Source organism: Erwinia sp. INIA01, assembly GCF_025947915.1.
Classification (GTDB): domain Bacteria; phylum Pseudomonadota; class Gammaproteobacteria; order Enterobacterales; family Enterobacteriaceae; genus Erwinia; species Erwinia coffeiphila.
In genome coordinates this window covers 115,374-131,189 of record NZ_JAPDNC010000011.1, presented here as the reverse complement: position 1 = coordinate 131,189, position 15,816 = coordinate 115,374, and the positions used below count along the sequence as shown (strand labels likewise).

Annotated in this window: 16 protein-coding genes, 1 pseudogene and 1 other annotated feature; of the genes and pseudogenes, 12 read left to right on the top strand and 5 right to left on the bottom strand. The window is 55.0% G+C overall.

What is annotated here, in order from left to right:
- Positions 1 to 3: 3 nt before the first annotated feature.
- Positions 4 to 903 (bottom strand): 23S rRNA pseudouridine(2605) synthase RluB, encoded by a 900-nt coding sequence (rluB, locus tag OMR58_RS19375; protein ID WP_105595197.1) that lies wholly within the window; start codon positions 901 to 903, stop codon positions 4 to 6.
- Between the two features lie 706 nt (positions 904 to 1,609).
- Here rluB and OMR58_RS19370 point away from each other — a divergent pair.
- Positions 1,610 to 2,236, top strand: a complete 627-nt coding sequence (locus OMR58_RS19370; protein WP_105595198.1) for a serine protease — start codon at positions 1,610 to 1,612, stop codon at positions 2,234 to 2,236.
- Positions 2,237 to 2,285: 49 nt separating this feature from the next.
- Here OMR58_RS19370 and OMR58_RS19365 read toward each other — a convergent pair whose 3' ends face one another.
- Both OMR58_RS19365 and rnm read right to left on the bottom strand, forming a co-directional pair.
- Positions 2,286 to 2,906: an L-threonylcarbamoyladenylate synthase gene (locus tag OMR58_RS19365; RefSeq protein WP_200543754.1), complete on the bottom strand. Its 621-nt coding sequence runs from the start codon at positions 2,904 to 2,906 to the stop codon at positions 2,286 to 2,288.
- 52 nt (positions 2,907 to 2,958) lie between these two features.
- Entirely contained in the window at positions 2,959 to 3,837 is an 879-nt protein-coding gene (rnm, locus tag OMR58_RS19360; RefSeq protein ID WP_264546711.1) for an RNase RNM, read from the bottom strand.
- 156 nt (positions 3,838 to 3,993) lie between these two features.
- Positions 3,994 to 4,092 (top strand) — a sequence feature (Trp leader region).
- A gap of 23 nt (positions 4,093 to 4,115) precedes the next feature.
- Here rnm and OMR58_RS19355 point away from each other — a divergent pair.
- From OMR58_RS19355 to OMR58_RS19330, 6 genes and pseudogenes are all read left to right on the top strand, one after another.
- The gene (locus OMR58_RS19355) at positions 4,116 to 5,678 is read left to right on the top strand and encodes an anthranilate synthase component 1 (protein ID WP_105595201.1); all 1,563 of its coding nucleotides are present in this window, start codon (positions 4,116 to 4,118) and stop codon (positions 5,676 to 5,678) included.
- Positions 5,678 to 7,270, top strand: a pseudogene (trpD, locus tag OMR58_RS19350) (bifunctional anthranilate synthase glutamate amidotransferase component TrpG/anthranilate phosphoribosyltransferase TrpD). The gene OMR58_RS19355 and the pseudogene trpD overlap by 1 nt, the downstream one beginning before the upstream one ends.
- Positions 7,271 to 7,272: 2 nt before the next feature.
- Positions 7,273 to 8,637: a bifunctional indole-3-glycerol-phosphate synthase TrpC/phosphoribosylanthranilate isomerase TrpF gene (gene trpCF / locus OMR58_RS19345; protein WP_264546710.1), complete on the top strand. Its 1,365-nt coding sequence runs from the start codon at positions 7,273 to 7,275 to the stop codon at positions 8,635 to 8,637.
- An 83-nt stretch (positions 8,638 to 8,720) separates the two neighbouring features.
- A complete protein-coding gene (trpB, locus tag OMR58_RS19340; RefSeq protein WP_200543762.1) occupies positions 8,721 to 9,911 on the top strand; it encodes a tryptophan synthase subunit beta in 1,191 nt (396 codons plus the stop codon).
- Entirely contained in the window at positions 9,911 to 10,717 is an 807-nt protein-coding gene (trpA, locus tag OMR58_RS19335; protein ID WP_200559603.1) for a tryptophan synthase subunit alpha, read from the top strand. The genes trpB and trpA overlap by 1 nt, the downstream gene beginning before the upstream one ends.
- Positions 10,718 to 10,868: 151 nt before the next feature.
- A complete protein-coding gene (locus OMR58_RS19330) occupies positions 10,869 to 11,183 on the top strand; it encodes a BON domain-containing protein (protein WP_200559604.1) in 315 nt (104 codons plus the stop codon).
- Between the two features lie 52 nt (positions 11,184 to 11,235).
- Here the strand turns inward: OMR58_RS19330 and ompW are convergent, their stop codons facing one another.
- Positions 11,236 to 11,868, bottom strand: a complete 633-nt coding sequence (gene ompW / locus OMR58_RS19325) for an outer membrane protein OmpW (protein ID WP_264546709.1) — start codon at positions 11,866 to 11,868, stop codon at positions 11,236 to 11,238.
- A 275-nt stretch (positions 11,869 to 12,143) separates the two neighbouring features.
- Here ompW and OMR58_RS19320 point away from each other — a divergent pair, with 275 nt between their 5' ends.
- The 4 genes from OMR58_RS19320 to yciA all read left to right on the top strand — a co-directional run bounded on the left by OMR58_RS19320 (position 12,144) and on the right by yciA (position 14,374).
- Complete coding sequence (locus OMR58_RS19320) at positions 12,144 to 12,563, top strand: YkgJ family cysteine cluster protein (RefSeq protein ID WP_264546708.1); 420 nt, start codon at positions 12,144 to 12,146, stop codon at positions 12,561 to 12,563.
- Positions 12,564 to 12,586: 23 nt separating this feature from the next.
- Positions 12,587 to 13,324, top strand: a complete 738-nt coding sequence (locus tag OMR58_RS19315) for a YciC family protein (protein WP_105595210.1) — start codon at positions 12,587 to 12,589, stop codon at positions 13,322 to 13,324.
- Between the two features lie 74 nt (positions 13,325 to 13,398).
- Positions 13,399 to 13,938 carry a septation protein A gene (locus OMR58_RS19310; RefSeq protein ID WP_200559607.1) on the top strand — a complete coding sequence of 180 codons (540 nt, stop codon included), beginning with the start codon at positions 13,399 to 13,401 and terminating at the stop codon, positions 13,936 to 13,938.
- Positions 13,939 to 13,951: 13 nt separating this feature from the next.
- The gene (gene yciA / locus OMR58_RS19305) at positions 13,952 to 14,374 is read left to right on the top strand and encodes an acyl-CoA thioester hydrolase YciA (protein WP_105595212.1); all 423 of its coding nucleotides are present in this window, start codon (positions 13,952 to 13,954) and stop codon (positions 14,372 to 14,374) included.
- A gap of 94 nt (positions 14,375 to 14,468) precedes the next feature.
- Here yciA and tonB read toward each other — a convergent pair whose 3' ends face one another.
- On the bottom strand, positions 14,469 to 15,191 hold the full coding sequence (gene tonB / locus OMR58_RS19300) for a TonB system transport protein TonB (protein ID WP_105595213.1): 723 nt from the start codon (positions 15,189 to 15,191) through the stop codon (positions 14,469 to 14,471).
- A gap of 205 nt (positions 15,192 to 15,396) precedes the next feature.
- Between tonB and OMR58_RS19295 the strand changes: the two genes are divergently transcribed.
- Complete coding sequence (locus tag OMR58_RS19295; protein ID WP_105595214.1) at positions 15,397 to 15,693, top strand: YciI family protein; 297 nt, start codon at positions 15,397 to 15,399, stop codon at positions 15,691 to 15,693.
- Positions 15,694 to 15,816 lie beyond the last annotated feature (123 nt).

Below are 15,816 nucleotides of genomic sequence, written 5' to 3'. Positions count from 1 at the left end.
AGCTTACGGCTTGCCCTGCTGACGTTTTGAACCCGGCCGACGGCTGCCGCCCGGCTTCGCCGCTTTAGTGGTGGTTGTATGGCGTTTCACCGCACGACGAATTTGATTCGCCTTAGTGCGGCGGCGATCTTTCTCAACCGGCACTTTACTGACGGTTTCCGCTTCCAGACCAACCAGCTCACGCAGATAGTTGGTTGGCTGCAGATCCAGCTCGGTATAACCGCCGCGCGGCAGACCTTTCGGCAGATCGATATCGCCGTAGCGGACGCGGATCAGACGGCTAACCTGCACACCCACCGCTTCCCACAGGCGACGAACCTCACGGTTGCGTCCTTCCGTCAGGGTAACGTTGTACCACTGGTTAATACCTTCACCGCCGGTAAATTTCAGGGTCTTAAACGCTGCCGGACCGTCTTCCAGCTGCACACCACGGCTCAGCTGTTTGATTTTCTCGTCATCCACCTGGCCGAAAACACGTACCGCATATTCACGCTCAACTTCGCGGCTCGGGTGCATCAGGCGGTTTGCCAGCTCACCGTCAGTGGTGAACAGCAGCAGGCCGCAGGTGTTTACATCCAGACGGCCGACAGCAATCCAGCGCGCGCCACGCAGCTTAGGCAGACGATCGAACACCGTTGGGCGCCCTTCCGGATCGCTGCGGGTACACAGCTCGCCTTCAGGCTTGTAGTAGGCCAGAACGCGGCAAACTTCAGTAATGGATTCACTGACCGGCACAACGTGCCCGTCAATACGAATTTTCAGGGAACTGCTTGGCTCAACGCGGTCACCCAGCGTGGCCAGCTTGCCGTCAACGCTGACGCGTCCGGCGGAGATCATGGTTTCGATTTCACGACGGGAACCGTGCCCGGCGCGTGCTAAAACTTTCTGTAACTTCTCGCTCATGGAGCTGCCTCTTTGTCGCCTTCCCAGGCGTCATGGTGAAAACAAAATTTCTTTTATTTTCAATAACTTATATTTAAATTCGGAGGATATTATACAGACTTTTACCCCCGCTGTAACCTGTTTGTTAGCAGGATGATGCCCTAATTTTAGCCTGGCTGAGCGGGAATTGCAGAAACGATCGCTCGCCATATTAAAAAATTTATTTACCGGCACGCGATAAAGCTAAATCCCTTCATATAAAGATAAATAAAAAACAGTATTCAGGGATTTTCCCTCCTCTGAGATCTTATTTTCCTGCGGCACCACCCTTAAATTAAGTCATTTTTAACCGCCGGAACAATAACGCTCAATCGCACAAAAAACTTAATATTTATCACTTTAAAAACATTAACATATAAATAAAAATGCATTCAATAAATAATTAAAAACAGCCTTAATACAATGTTTGTTATTAGAGGCCATTGTTTTAAGAAATAATAATTACCCTTCAAAACACTTCACCGAATAAGATTTTTCCAGGAAACAAGCAGGCAGGACCGTGATTTTCGTTTATCTCATCCTTGTTTTCCCTCCCTCGCAGAAATGATAGCGCGCTGACGTCGTTATTTCGTTTGTTATTAATCCGTCGGGTCATCACCCGGCACAGGACCACCCACGTCTTTAACGTGTAAAAGCGAGTAAACGACGTGGCTGACATGTGAATAAAATGGATATTAAAAAGTGTCTGCTGGCGCTGTCGCTGCTGGCGTTAACCGGTTGCTCCGTGGGTAGCTACAGCTACAGTCGCGAAGCGATGAAGCGGGTCGATATGAATTTTGTCGGCATCCCCACCATTCTTGGCGTCGGTGCGCTTGGTACCAGCATCCCGATTACGCCGGAATACAGCCTTACGGCGGCCCACGTGGCGCGCTGGACAATGCATAGGGTGAAGGCTTATCACCCTTACTGCGATCTGGCGATCATCCATCATAAAAATAACATGAAGAAGCTACCCGAGTTTCGCACCACCAAAGTAGGCGAACCGGTACGGATGTATGGTTACAGCTTCTTCTCAGCCATGCCGGTTGAATCATCCGGCAACAATCTGGCGATCACAGCAATCCGCAACGGCTGGAATAAAAAGCCCTGCGTAGCCATGGCATCGAACGCCGGGGCCGTACAGGGCATGTCAGGGGGTGCGGTTTATCACAGTGATGACAGCATTGGCGGCGTGCTGGTCGGTTACAGCAGCGAAGTTAAAAACACCGCAACGCAGGAGACAAAATTGAAAGACGTGTCTCTCTATATCCCCTATCAGGTATTCCAGAAGTGGCTGGAGGAATCAACATCTTAACGCCTCCCGGAGAGAGGCAGGACAGGATTAACATCCTGCCTCAACGCTGCTAGAGGAATGGCTGAATATCACCCACACCTTCACGAACAACCACCGGTGAATCATCGGTCAGATCAATCACGGTTGTCGGCTGTTGTCCCAGGTAGCCACCGTGAATAATTAAATCGACCAGTTTGCCAATTTCATCCTGAATGGCTTCCGGGTCCGACTCGGTAAAATCATTGCCCGGGAGCATGAGCGAGGTCGACATCATCGGCTCGTTCAGCGCTTCCAGCAGGGCCAGCGCAATCGGATTCGACGGTACGCGCAGGCCGATGGTTTTACGTTTTTCACTCATCAGGCGGCGCGGAACTTCTTTCGTCGCCTTGAGGATAAAGGTGTAGTTGCCCGGCGTGTTGTTTTTGATTAGCCGAAACGCGGTGTTGTCGACGTGCGCATAGGTCGACAGTTCGGACAGATCGCGGCACATCAGGGTGAAGTTATGGTTGCCATCGAGCTGGCGAATGCGGCAGATACGCTCCATCGCATTCTTATCTTCCAGCTTACAGCCCAGTGCATAGCCGGAATCCGTTGGATAGACGATCACGCTGCCTTTATTCAACATCTCTACCGCCTGCTTGATCAGTCGCGGCTGCGGATTATCCGGGTGAATATAGAAAAACTGACTCATAGAAACCTCTTATCCGTACATCAGCAATGACATTGACGTCGCCTGCTTCAGGCTATTGCTTAACGATTTCTGGAAAACGCTGCCACACGGCATCAACACCGCCGGGTAGCCATAATTTTTTTCCCAACTCAATCCACGCGCAGGGCTGATGAAAATCAGACCCCTGCGATCCCGCCAGTTGATACTCCTGCGCGTATCGCGCCAGCAGCGTTCGTTCCTGCGGAGCCTGCTGACACTGCGCGACCTCCATCGCTTCACCGCCCTGTTCGCTGAAGTGGGCAATCAGGCGTTTCAGCCACTTGGCAGACAGCCCGTAGCGGCCCGGATGGGCCAGTACCGCACGACCACCAGAATCATGAATCGCATCAACGGCTTGTTTAATTGTACACCACTGCGGCGGAACGTAGCCGGTTTTACCGCGAGCCAGATAGTTTTTAAACACCTTCTGCATCGTGTCGGCTTTACCGGCGGCGATGAGAAAACGGGCAAAATGTCCGCGTGTCACCGCGCCGCCCTGCGCCAGGTCAAGGGCGGCTTCAAGTGCACCGGGTATCCCGGCTTTTTCCAGACGCTCAGCGATCATCCGCGCACGCGCCATCCGTCGTTCACCCTGTTCTGCCAGGAAGGCCACCAGTCCCGGATGGGTGATATCCACCCCCAGGCCAACAATATGGATCTCATGGTTCTCCCACAGCGACGACACCTCAACGCCCGCAATCAGCTGCAGCGGCAGCTGATGACGCTCAATAGCCTCACGCGCGGGCTGAACGCCGTCGGTGGTGTCATGGTCGGTGACGGCCAGCACGCCGACGCGATGTTCTACCGCGCGCAGCACCAGCTGCTCCGGGGTAAGTAACCCGTCAGATGCGGTGGTGTGACTGTGAAGATCGAAGATAGGAAAAGAACTGATTGGTGTGGCTGCTACTGTCAAAACGGCTCCGACATTGGCGGGAATATCGCAGCATGATAACGTCATTCCTTGCTAAGGGAAAAAGAGTATTGACTTTTTTTCCGTGTTCCAGTTAACTAGTACGCAAGTTCACGAGCATAAGGTATCTGTATCATGTCATATTCACTCTCTCTGATGACTGGTTGGTGGCGCACTTCTCCCTGAACGGGCGATGTCGTCGTGCACGGTTACTACGTTGTGCAGATACTCAGGCCCGCTAAATGCGGGCTTTTTTTTGAGCAAAAAACAGAGATCAAACCATGTCGAATGCCAAACCTACAGTGAAGTTGATTACCGGCAATGCGCCCTACCGCGAAGATCCGGCCGCCGTCTTCCACCAGCTCTGCGGCGCACGCTCCGAAACGCTGCTGCTGGAATCAGCGGATGTTGACAGCAAGCGTAACCTGAAAAGCCTGCTGATTGTCGACAGCGCCCTGCGCATCAGCGCGCTGGATAAGACCGTGCAGATTCAGGCTCTGTCTGAAAACGGCCGCGCCCTGCTGACGCTGTTGGATGCGGCTCTGCCTTCATCAGTGCAGAATCACGTTCGCCCCGATGGCCGTGAACTGGTCTTCCCGCATAATACCGAAATTCAGGATGAAGACTCCAACCTGCGCGCCCTGTCGGTGTTCGATGCCCTGCGCCTGATCCCGCAGCTGATCAACGTCCCGGCAGAAAATCGTGAAGCCATGCTGCTCGGCGGGCTGTTCGCCTACGATCTGGTCGCCGGCTTCGAATCGCTGCCGGCATTGAAGAACGAGCAGCGCTGCCCGGACTATTGCTTCTACCTGGCCGAGACGCTGCTGGTGATTGACCATCAGCAACAAACCGCTCGCCTGCAGGCCAGCCTGTTTACCTCTTCTCCAGCCGAATTCATTCGCCTGCAGAGCCGCATCGAACAGTTGCACAGCCAGATGCTTCAGCCAGCACCGGCACTTCCTGTGCAGACCGTTGACGGCATGGCGCTGAGCGTCAGCCAGAGCGATGAAGACTACTGCCAGGTGGTTCGCCAGATGCAGGAAGCCATTCGTATCGGCGAGATTTTCCAGGTCGTGCCGTCACGCCGCTTCTCGCTGCCGTGCCCTTCACCACTGGCCGCCTACGATACGCTGAAAAACAGCAACCCCAGCCCGTATATGTTCTTTATGCAGGATCGCGATTTCAGCCTGTTCGGCGCATCGCCGGAAAGCTCACTGAAGTACGACGCGGAAAGCCGCCAGATTGAAATCTATCCGATTGCCGGTACGCGCCCGCGCGGCCGCCACGCAGACGGTTCACTGGATCGCGATCTCGACAGCCGCATTGAGCTGGAAATGCGTACCGACCACAAAGAGCTGGCCGAACATCTGATGCTGGTAGACCTGGCTCGTAACGATCTGGCACGCATCTGCGAACCCGGCAGCCGCTACGTGGCGGATTTGACCAAAGTGGACCGTTACACCTTCGTGATGCATCTGGTTTCTCGCGTCGTCGGCAAACTGCGTGGCGATATTGATGTGCTGCACGCCTACCGCGCCTGCATGAATATGGGCACCCTTAGCGGCGCGCCGAAAGTACGTGCCATGCAGCTGATTGCTAAAGCCGAGGGCACCCGTCGCGGCAGCTACGGCGGCGCGGTCGGCTACTTCACCGCCAGCGGCGACCTGGATACTTGCATTGTTATCCGCTCCGCGTGGGTGGAAGACGGCGTTGCTACCGTGCAGGCCGGTGCCGGTGTGGTTCTGGACTCGAACCCGCAGGCGGAAGCTGACGAAAGCCGTAATAAAGCCCGCGCCGTTCTGCGTGCGATTGCCACCGCTCACCACTGCCAGGAGATTTTCTGATGGCCGATATTCTGCTGCTCGATAACTTCGACTCCTTTACTTATAACCTCGTCGATCAGTTACGCACCTTTGGCCATCACGTGGTGGTTTATCGTAACAACGTTCCTGCCGCCACGCTGATTGCGCGCCTGCAGGAGATGGAAAACCCGGTATTGATGCTGTCACCCGGCCCTGGCGCACCGTCTGAAGCGGGCTGCATGCCGGAACTGCTGCAACAGCTGCGCGGACGCCTGCCGATCATCGGCATCTGTCTGGGCCACCAGGCGATTGTGGAAGCTTACGGCGGCCACGTCGGCCAGGCCGGTGAGATCCTGCATGGCAAAGCCTCGGCGATTACCCACGATAACGAAGGTATGTTCGCCGGTCTGAGCAACCCGCTGCCGGTGGCCCGCTACCACTCGCTGGTGGGCAGCAATATTCCTGACGGACTGACGGTTAACGCCACCTTTAATGGCATGGTGATGGCCGTTCGCGACGACGCCCAGCGCGTCTGCGGCTTCCAGTTCCACCCTGAATCCATTCTCACCACCCAGGGGGCTCGCCTGCTGGAACAAACCCTTGCATGGGCGCTGGCGTAACCGAGGAGAAGCCTAATGAACACTATTCTGGAAAAATTATTTCAGGCCGAGATCCTGACTCAGGCGGAGAGCCACCAGCTGTTTTCCGCGATTATCACCGGACAGCTGGAACCGACCCAGCTGGCAGGCGCGCTGATTGCGATGAAGGTTCGCGGCGAGCATCCGCAGGAAATCGCCGGGGCGGCGACCGCCCTGCTGGAAGATGCCAAACCGTTCCCGCGCCCGGACTATGACTTTGCCGATATCGTCGGCACCGGCGGCGACGGCAGCAACAGTATCAATATCTCGACCGCCAGCGCCTTCGTGGCCGCAGCCTGTGGATTGAAGGTGGCCAAACACGGCAACCGCAGCGTATCAAGTAAGTCGGGTTCCTCCGATCTGCTGGCCGCGTTCGGCATCAGTCTGGATTTGCCTGCGCAACAGGCGCGCCAGGCGCTGGATGAACTTAACGTCTGCTTCCTGTTTGCACCGCAGTATCACAGCGGATTCCGCCACGCGATGCCGGTACGCCAGCAGCTGAAAACCCGCACCATCTTCAACGTGCTTGGTCCGCTGATTAACCCGGCGCGGCCTCCGCTGGCGGTGATCGGCGTATACAGCCCGGAGCTGGTGCTGCCGATTGCTCAGGCGCTGAAAGTATTAGGCTATCGCCGTGCGGCGGTGGTGCACGGCGGCGGCATGGATGAAGTGGCGCTGCACAGCGTCACCCACGTAGCCGAACTGCGTGAGGGTGAAATCACCAGCTACCAGCTGACCCCGGATGACTTTGGCCTGAGCTATCATCCGCAGGAGGCGCTGGCCGGGGGTTCCCCGGAAGAAAACCGTGACATTCTGGCGCGTTTACTCCAGGGTAAAGGCGAGCTGGCTCATGAAGAAGCCGTGGCGGCCAATGTCGCCCTGTTACTGAAGATTTTTGGCCATGAAGATTTGCGACAGAACGCTCAGCAGGCGCTGGAAACCATCCGCAGCGGCCAGGCTTATAAACATGTGGTCGCACTGGCAGCAAGAGGATAATCATGCAGCAGGAAACCGTACTGAATAAGATTGTCGCGGACAAAGCCATCTGGCTTGCCGCCCGTCAGCAGCAGCAGCCGCTGGCCTCATTCCAGAATGATATCGTTCCGTCTACCCGCAGCTTTTATGATGCGCTGAGCGGCACGCGCACGGTGTTCATTCTCGAATGTAAGAAAGCATCGCCATCTAAAGGTCTGATCCGCGATGATTTCGACCCGGCCACCATCGCCGGGATTTATAAAGACTATGCCTCCGCCATTTCGGTGCTGACCGACGAGAAGTATTTCCAGGGCAGCTTTGATTTCCTGCCGATCGTCAGTTCGGTCGTGACCCAGCCGGTACTGTGCAAAGATTTTATTATCGACCCATACCAGATTTACCTGGCCCGTTACCATCAGGCAGATGCCATTTTACTGATGCTTTCGGTGGTCAGCGATGAGCAGTACCGCCAGCTTTCCGCCGTGGCGCACAGTCTGAATATGGGCGTGCTGACCGAAGTGATCAGCGATGAAGAGCTGGAGCGCGCCACCGCCCTGGGGGCGAAAGTGGTGGGAATTAACAACCGCGACCTGCGCGATCTCTCCATTGACCTCGACCGCACCCGCCGCCTGGCGCCGAAAGTGGCGCACGGCGTGACGGTTATCAGCGAGTCCGGAATTAACAGCTATGCCCAGGTGCGCGAGCTGAGCCATTTCGCTAACGGCTTCCTGATTGGCTCTGCGCTGATGGAAGAGGCCGATCTGGCCGCAGCGGTGCGTCGGGTGATTATCGGTGATAATAAAGTGTGCGGTCTGACCCGGCCGCAGGACGCGCAGAGCGCGCTGGCAGCGGGGGCGATTTACGGTGGACTCATTTTTGCTGAAGGCTCACCGCGCAAAGTAGACCTCACCGTTGCGCGATCGGTGATTGCCGCTGCCGCACTGAAGTATGTTGGCGTGTTCCGTAATCAGGCAGTGAGTGACGTTGTCACTACCGCCAGTGAGCTGGGGCTGGCAGCGGTGCAGCTGCACGGTGACGAAGATCGTCAGTACGTCAGCCAGCTGCGCGACGCGCTGCCTGCCGAAGTGCAGATCTGGAAGGCATTCAGCATTCGCGACAGCCTGCCGCAGCGCGACTGGCCGCACGTTGATCGCTACGTGTTCGATCACGGTAACGGCGGCAGCGGTCAGTCATTCGACTGGTCACTGCTGCAGGGCCAGACGCTGAAAAACGTGCTGCTGGCCGGTGGACTGAGTGCTGATAACAGCGTTGAAGCTTCCCGCCTCGGCTGCGCCGGTCTGGACTTCAACTCCGGGGTAGAAAGCGCCCCCGGTATTAAAGATGCCGATAAAATCGCCTCGGTGTTTCAGACGCTGAAAGCCTACTGAAATAGCGAAATACTCAGGCTGGCACAATCATTTTCGTCGGGCGTGATCCACGCCCGCGCTGAGAGAGAATAAAGAGACGCGATATGACCAAATTAAATCCCTATTTTGGCGAGTTTGGCGGCATGTATGTGCCGCAGATCCTGATGCCCGCACTGCGACAGCTGGAAGACGCTTTTATCAGCGCCCAGAGCGACCCGGAATTCCAGGCTGAATTTACCGGCCTGCTGAAAAACTATGCCGGTCGCCCTACCGCGCTGACGCTGTGTAACAACCTGACCAAAGGTACGAAAACCCGCCTGTACCTGAAGCGCGAAGACCTGCTGCACGGCGGCGCGCACAAAACCAACCAGGTGCTGGGCCAGGCTCTGCTGGCTAAGCGCATGGGTAAAAAAGAGATTATCGCTGAAACCGGTGCCGGGCAGCACGGCGTAGCCTCGGCGCTGGCCAGTGCACTGCTCGGCCTGAAGTGCCGCATCTACATGGGCGCAAAAGACATTGAGCGCCAGTCGCCGAACGTGTTCCGTATGCGTCTGATGGGTGCAGAAGTGATCCCGGTGCACAGCGGTTCGTCGACGCTGAAAGATGCCTGTAACGAGGCGCTGCGCGACTGGTCCGGCAGCTATGAAACCGCTCACTATATGTTGGGCACCGCGGCCGGTCCGCATCCGTTCCCGACTATCGTTCGCGAGTTCCAGCGCATGATTGGTGAAGAAACCAAAGCGCAGATCCTGGAGCAGGAAGGTCGCCTGCCGGATGCAGTGATTGCCTGCGTCGGCGGCGGTTCGAATGCGATTGGGATGTTTGCCGACTTTATTGATGAAACCAGCGTGGGTCTGATCGGCGTGGAACCGGCCGGGCACGGCATTGAATCCGGCGAGCACGGTGCGCCGCTGAAGCATGGTCGCGTCGGCATCTATTTCGGCATGAAAGCTCCGATGATGCAAACCGAAGACGGCCAGATTGAGGAGTCATACTCCATTTCTGCCGGGCTGGATTTCCCATCCGTCGGGCCTCAGCATGCCTATCTGAACAGCATTGGTCGCGCGGATTATGTTTCGATTACCGATGACGAAGCGCTGGAGGCTTTCCAGGCCCTCTGCCGCAATGAGGGGATTATCCCGGCTCTGGAATCCTCACACGCCCTCGCCCATGCGTTAAAAATGATCCGCGAGAATCCGGAAAAAGAGCAGCTGCTGGTGGTCAACCTCTCCGGCCGTGGCGATAAAGACATATTCACCGTACATGACATTTTCAGCGCCAGGGGAGAAATCTGATGGAACGTTACGATCGTTGTTTTAAGCGCCTGGCAGAACGTAAAGAAGGTGCGTTTGTTCCCTTCGTCACGCTGGGCGATCCTAACCCGGAGCTGTCGCTGCAAATTATTGACGCCCTGGTTGCAGGCGGTGCGGATGCGCTTGAGCTGGGTATCCCGTTCTCCGATCCGCTGGCCGACGGCCCGACGATTCAGAACGCCACCCTGCGTGCCTTTGCCGCAGGGGTAACGCCAGCGCAGTGTTTTGAGATGCTGGCGGCCATCCGTCAGAAATACCCGGAGCTGCCGATCGGCCTGCTGATGTATGCCAACCTGGTATTTTCCAACGGCATCGATAACTTCTATGCCCGCTGCCAGGAAGTGGGCGTTGATTCAGTACTGGTCGCGGATGTACCGATTGAAGAATCTGCGCCGTTCCGCCAGTCCGCCATGCGTCACAACGTCGCGCCGATCTTTATCTGCCCGCCAAACGCTGAAGACGATCTGCTGCGTGAAATCGCTTCACACGGCCGGGGCTATACCTACCTGCTATCCCGCGCCGGAGTCACCGGTTCTGAAACCCGTGCGAATCTGCCGCTAAAGCATTTGATCGACAAGCTGAAAGAGTATCATGCTGCCCCGCCGCTGCAGGGGTTTGGTATTTCAGAAGCGTCGCAGGTTGAGGAAGCGATTAGCGCCGGGGCTGCCGGGGCGATTTCTGGTTCAGCTATCGTCAAAATTATCGAACAGCACCACAAAAACCCGTCGGTGATGCTGACCGAGCTGACCGCTTTTGTCAGTAAACTGAAAGCCGGAACGCGCCAGTAATCCTTTCCTGAAACGGTGCCTTATCTGATGGATAAGGCATTATTTCCTTTCTATTTTTAACATTCTGAACTTGCAGAAACATCATCCTTACCTAAGAATTAGTTATCGCCGCCTTTTCAGCGGTTTAAAAACCTGGACAGGGAGAAATGCAATGAAGCTGTTTAAAATGTTATCAGGAATGATCGCCGCTGCCGTGGTTGCACTCAGCATCACCGCATGTGCACCGACCGCAACGCAGGAAGGAACCGGTGGCTATATTGACGATACGGTGATTACCACCAAAGTAAAAGCAGAACTGCTGCACGATCAGTCGCTGAAATCCACCGCTATCGGCGTGGAAACCTTCAAAGGGCGAGTACAGCTGAGTGGCTTTATCAGCTCGCCGCAGATGGCAAACCGGGCGGTTGAAATCACGCGCGGCGTAGCCGGGGTGAAATCGGTAGTGAATAACCTGCAAATTAAGTAAGAGTTAAGACAAAAAAAGGCGCGAGATTCGCGCCTTTTTTCGTTGAGCGGGCTTAGAAGCGGTAGCCTGCGCCAAAGAAGAACACAAACGGGTTCACGTGGGTGTCAATGCTCTGACGATCTTCACCGGCGTTAAAGCGTACTTTGGTATTGATGTCGATGTACCACAGTGAGGCGTTAAGCATCCAGTCCGGAGTCAGCTGGTAGTCGAGGCCAACCTGACCAGCAACGCCCCAGGTATTTTTCACGCTAAGATTGCTCAGACCCGCATCGCGACCGGTCTGGTTGAAATCGGTGTTGTAAAACATCGTGTAGTTCACACCCACGCCGGCATAAGGCTGCCATTTGCTGGTGTTACCCATGAAGTACCACTGTGCCATCAGCGTTGGCGGCAGCTGGTGCACGGTCGCCAGCGTGCCGGTGGCACGCAGCCCGACTTTGTGACGGAACGGCGTTGCACCGAGAAGCTCAATACCAATATGGTCAGTTGCCATATAGGTAAAGGTCAGCCCCAGCTGCGTGTTGTTGTTAATGTCGAATTCGCCAAGGCCCAGGACGTTATCGGAACCGCCTGTAGGCCGCACGGTGGCGGAACCCGCGCGCATAAAGAAATCCCCTGCTTCATGTGCCGATGCGGCGACCGGTAACAAGGTGACGACAGCCAGCGCTAATGCTCTCAGTTTCATGACCACTCCTTTTAAATTTAAAATCGTATGTAAACATCTGTGTCCTACTGCGAGGACTTGTGCGATATCAGGACACATATTTACGCTGATTTACTGGAAAGATCATGCGAATCATTTTTTTCATTCTTCTTATAAAACAATGGCTTGATTTAGATCAATTTCCTGCAGTTTCGGCATCCGAAAAATCCGATTGACCATTTTTTTTGGAAGCCTTAATTTTCTATTCTCCTTCAATGTGATTTTGGTTCGAAGCCTCAGGAGGGGCGGGCAATCAGATGAGCGATACTCTTAATCCTTGCGTCAGTTGCGGTGCGTGCTGCGGTACGTTTCGCGTTTCCTTTTACTGGTCAGAAGCTGAAGACGGCGGCGGCGTGGTGCCGGTTGATCTGACCGAACCCCTCAACCTTTTTATGCGCAATATGCGCGGTACTAACGATCGTGCTCCACGCTGTGTGGCTTTACAGGGCGAGATTGGCAGCTGCGTCTCCTGCGGTATTTATGAGCAGCGGCCGACACCCTGCCGGGAGTTTGATATGTCCGGTGAAAATGGCATTTATAATGAAGCCTGTGACCGTGCGCGGGCAAGATATGGCCTGCCGCCCCTGTTTACCCCGGTAAAACCTTCTTTAATCGAAAGTTATGTCAATCTGAGTGCCAGCACCCTACAGGAACATGTACAATCTCCCGGTCTATAAAATCGGCTTTTCAAGGAGTTTACATGTCTATCACGGCGGCTTCGCTATACCGTGACACGGGGAATTTTTTCCGCCATCAGATCCTGACCATTGTGCTGATGGCACTGCTGACCTCGTTTATTTCCGTGCTGATAGGTCACGGGCTGACGCCGGATGCCGATCAGATGTCGATCCTGAATGATGGTGCAGCCGGTTCAGCCACCAGCCTGATGGAGATGGTGCAGAATATGTCGCCGGAGCAGCAGCAGGTTCTGCTGCGGGCTTCTGCGGCAGGAACGTTTGCAGCGCTGATTGGCAATACCCTGCTACTGGGTGGAATGCTGAGTCTGATCCCGATGGCATCTGCCGGCCAGCACGTCAGCGCCCTGCGCGCTATTGGTGCGTCCGCGCCGAAGCTGCTGTCGCTGCTGCTGCTGACGTTCTTAATGACGTTGGTTATCCAGCTGGGCTTTATGGTGCTGGTGGTGCCGGGTGTATTGCTGGCAGTGACGCTTTCGCTGTCGCCGATGCTGCTGGTAAATGAGAAGGTTGGCGTGTTTGGCGCCATGCGCGGCAGTATGCGCCTGGCCTGGGGGCATATGAAGCTGGTCGCTCCGGCGGTGCTTTTGTGGATCGTTGCCAAACTGATCGTGCTGCTGATGGCATCATCCATGACCGTGCTGCCGGCAAACGTCGCCTCGGTGCTGCTAAACGGGTTGAGCAACCTGGTTTCAGCGCTGTTGATTATTTACCTGTCCCGCTTATATATGTTGTTACGCTAATTAACCATGAATGCCTCGACAGAGGCATTCACTGGATGATTTCATTACGTACTGGTCTGATACTGGAAGCCGCTATGAAGCAGTTACTCGACTTTCTTCCCCTCGTGGTCTTTTTCGTTTTTTATAAACTGTACGATATTTTTGTCGCCTCGGGCGCGCTGATCGTCGCCTCCGCCATCGCCCTGGCCGCAGGTTGGGTTATCTACCGCAAAGTAGAGAAAATGAGCCTGGTGACCTTTGCGCTTGTGGCGGTGTTCGGAACATTAACGATTGCTCTGCACAATCCTGACTTCATTAAGTGGAAAGTGACGATTATCTACGGTCTGTTCACCCTCGCCCTGCTGTTCAGCCAGTGGTTTATGGAAAAACCGTTAATCCAGAGAATGCTGGGCAAAGAGATCCAGCTGCCTGCATTCGCGTGGCGTCGTCTGAATATTGCCTGGGCGCTGTTTTTCTTCGTCTGCGGTCTGGCAAATATCTACGTTGCCTTCTGGCTTTCTCAGGACACCTGGATGAATTTTAAAGTGTTTGGCCTGAGTGCGTTGACCCTGCTGTTTACCCTGCTGAGCGGCATCTATATCTACCGTCTGATGCCGCAGCAGGAAGAAAAATAACGGAAGCAAAACAATGAGCGAACAACAACGCGTGCCGCAGGGCGAGATGGTGCTGCGCACCCTCGCTATGCCTGCGGATACTAACGCCAACGGCGATATTTTCGGCGGCTGGCTGATGTCTCAGATGGACATGGGTGGTGCTATTCTGGCGAAGGAGATCGCCGAAGGTCGCGTGGTAACGGTACGCGCGGACGGAATGACCTTTTTAAAACCGGTAGCCGTGGGTGACGTGGTGAGCTGCCACGCCCGCTGCATCCGTACCGGCACCAGTTCCATCACCATAAACATCGAAGTGTGGATTAAAAAGGTCTCTTCAGAACCGATTGGCCAGCGCTACTGCACCACTGAAGCGGTATTTATCTACGTTGCGGTTGATCCGGAAGGTAAGCCTCGGCCACTTCCTGCAGATAAAATCAACTTCACCGCAGAAGGCTGATTTTATCTCCTGCCGTCCCGGAGCGGGTCTGAACTGGCTCACTTCTCGGGTAGTGGATTTAACTTGATAAAAAAAAGGGCTTTCGCCCTTTTTTTTATTCGATACTACTGCCGCCGTCGATTTTGAACACGATGTTCATGGTGACATCTTTACCCGGCTTGTTCGGCTCATAGCGCCATCTGCGCATCGCCTGTTTGACTTCACGCTCAAACATGTTGCGCGGCTCGGCGGAAAGAATACGCACATTGTCGACCTGACCTGAACTGTCAACGTCAAACTGTACGCGAACGCGCCCTTCTACACGCAGGGCAAACGCACGCTGCGGATAGGCCGGCTTGCTCTGGTTTAGCGCGCGTGGACCGCTGGAAACCGCGGTAGACGGTGCCTGCGACAGCTTCGGCGCGGTAGACGGTTTAGGCGGCTGCGGATTGGTTACCGGCTGAGCCTGGCGCGTCTCCTGCGGCTTAACCTCTTTCTTCGGCTTCACCACCTCTTTCTTCACCGGCTTCGGTTTAGGTTTCGGCTTTGGTTCAGGTTTAGGAATCGGCACCGGTTCAGGAATCGGCGGCTCCGGAACGGGTTCAGGCTCTGGTTCGGGCTCTGGTTCCGGTTCAACCTGCGGCGGCACCGGTTCAGGTTCGGGCTGCACTTCCGGTGCGACCAGCGAGACACTGATAGGCTGAGACGCTTTTGGCATATCAACCACCTGGTGAAATGAAGCGTAAAGCAGAGCTGCGATAACCGAGCCGTGCAGTACAACTGAAATCAGCAGAGGCAAAGGAGCGCGGCGTGGTAGTGATGTAGTCAGCGTCGTCATAATCTTTCTGGTCAAAATGTGAAGCACCGAGTTTAAATGCAAATAGCAATCAGTTTCAACAACCTCTCACGGCTTATCCGCGATTTCCCGCTTATAGTTTAACAAACTGACCTTTATCAAGGGCGAATTATCTTTTAATTGCACAAAAGTTAACGATCACTTAACGTGATGCCCGAATCTCAATTCCCGACAGGAGTGCTTAAAGGTGCTTTATGTAATTTACGCTGAAGATCACGCGGATTCTCTGGAAAAACGCACGGCGGTTCGCCCTGCCCACCTCGCTCGTTTGCAGCTTTTACGTGATGAAGGACGTTTGATCGTTGCCGGTCCGATGCCGGCTGTAGACAGTAATGAACCCGGCGTGGCTGGCTTTACCGGCTCAACGGTGATTGCCGAGTTTCCTTCGCTGGAAGCGGCTCAGTCCTGGGCTCAGGATGACCCTTACATCGCCGCCGGCGTGTATAAGCAGGTCGCCGTTAAGCCATTCAAAAAAGTGTTCTAAAACAACAATACGTTTTTAAATTCAGTTTATTACATTTACACCAGTGGGCAGTTCAACTTAAACGGTACACAAAAAAGTACACAAAGTTTTCTGCTCATTCCTCTTCCATTCTGGCAGCCATTC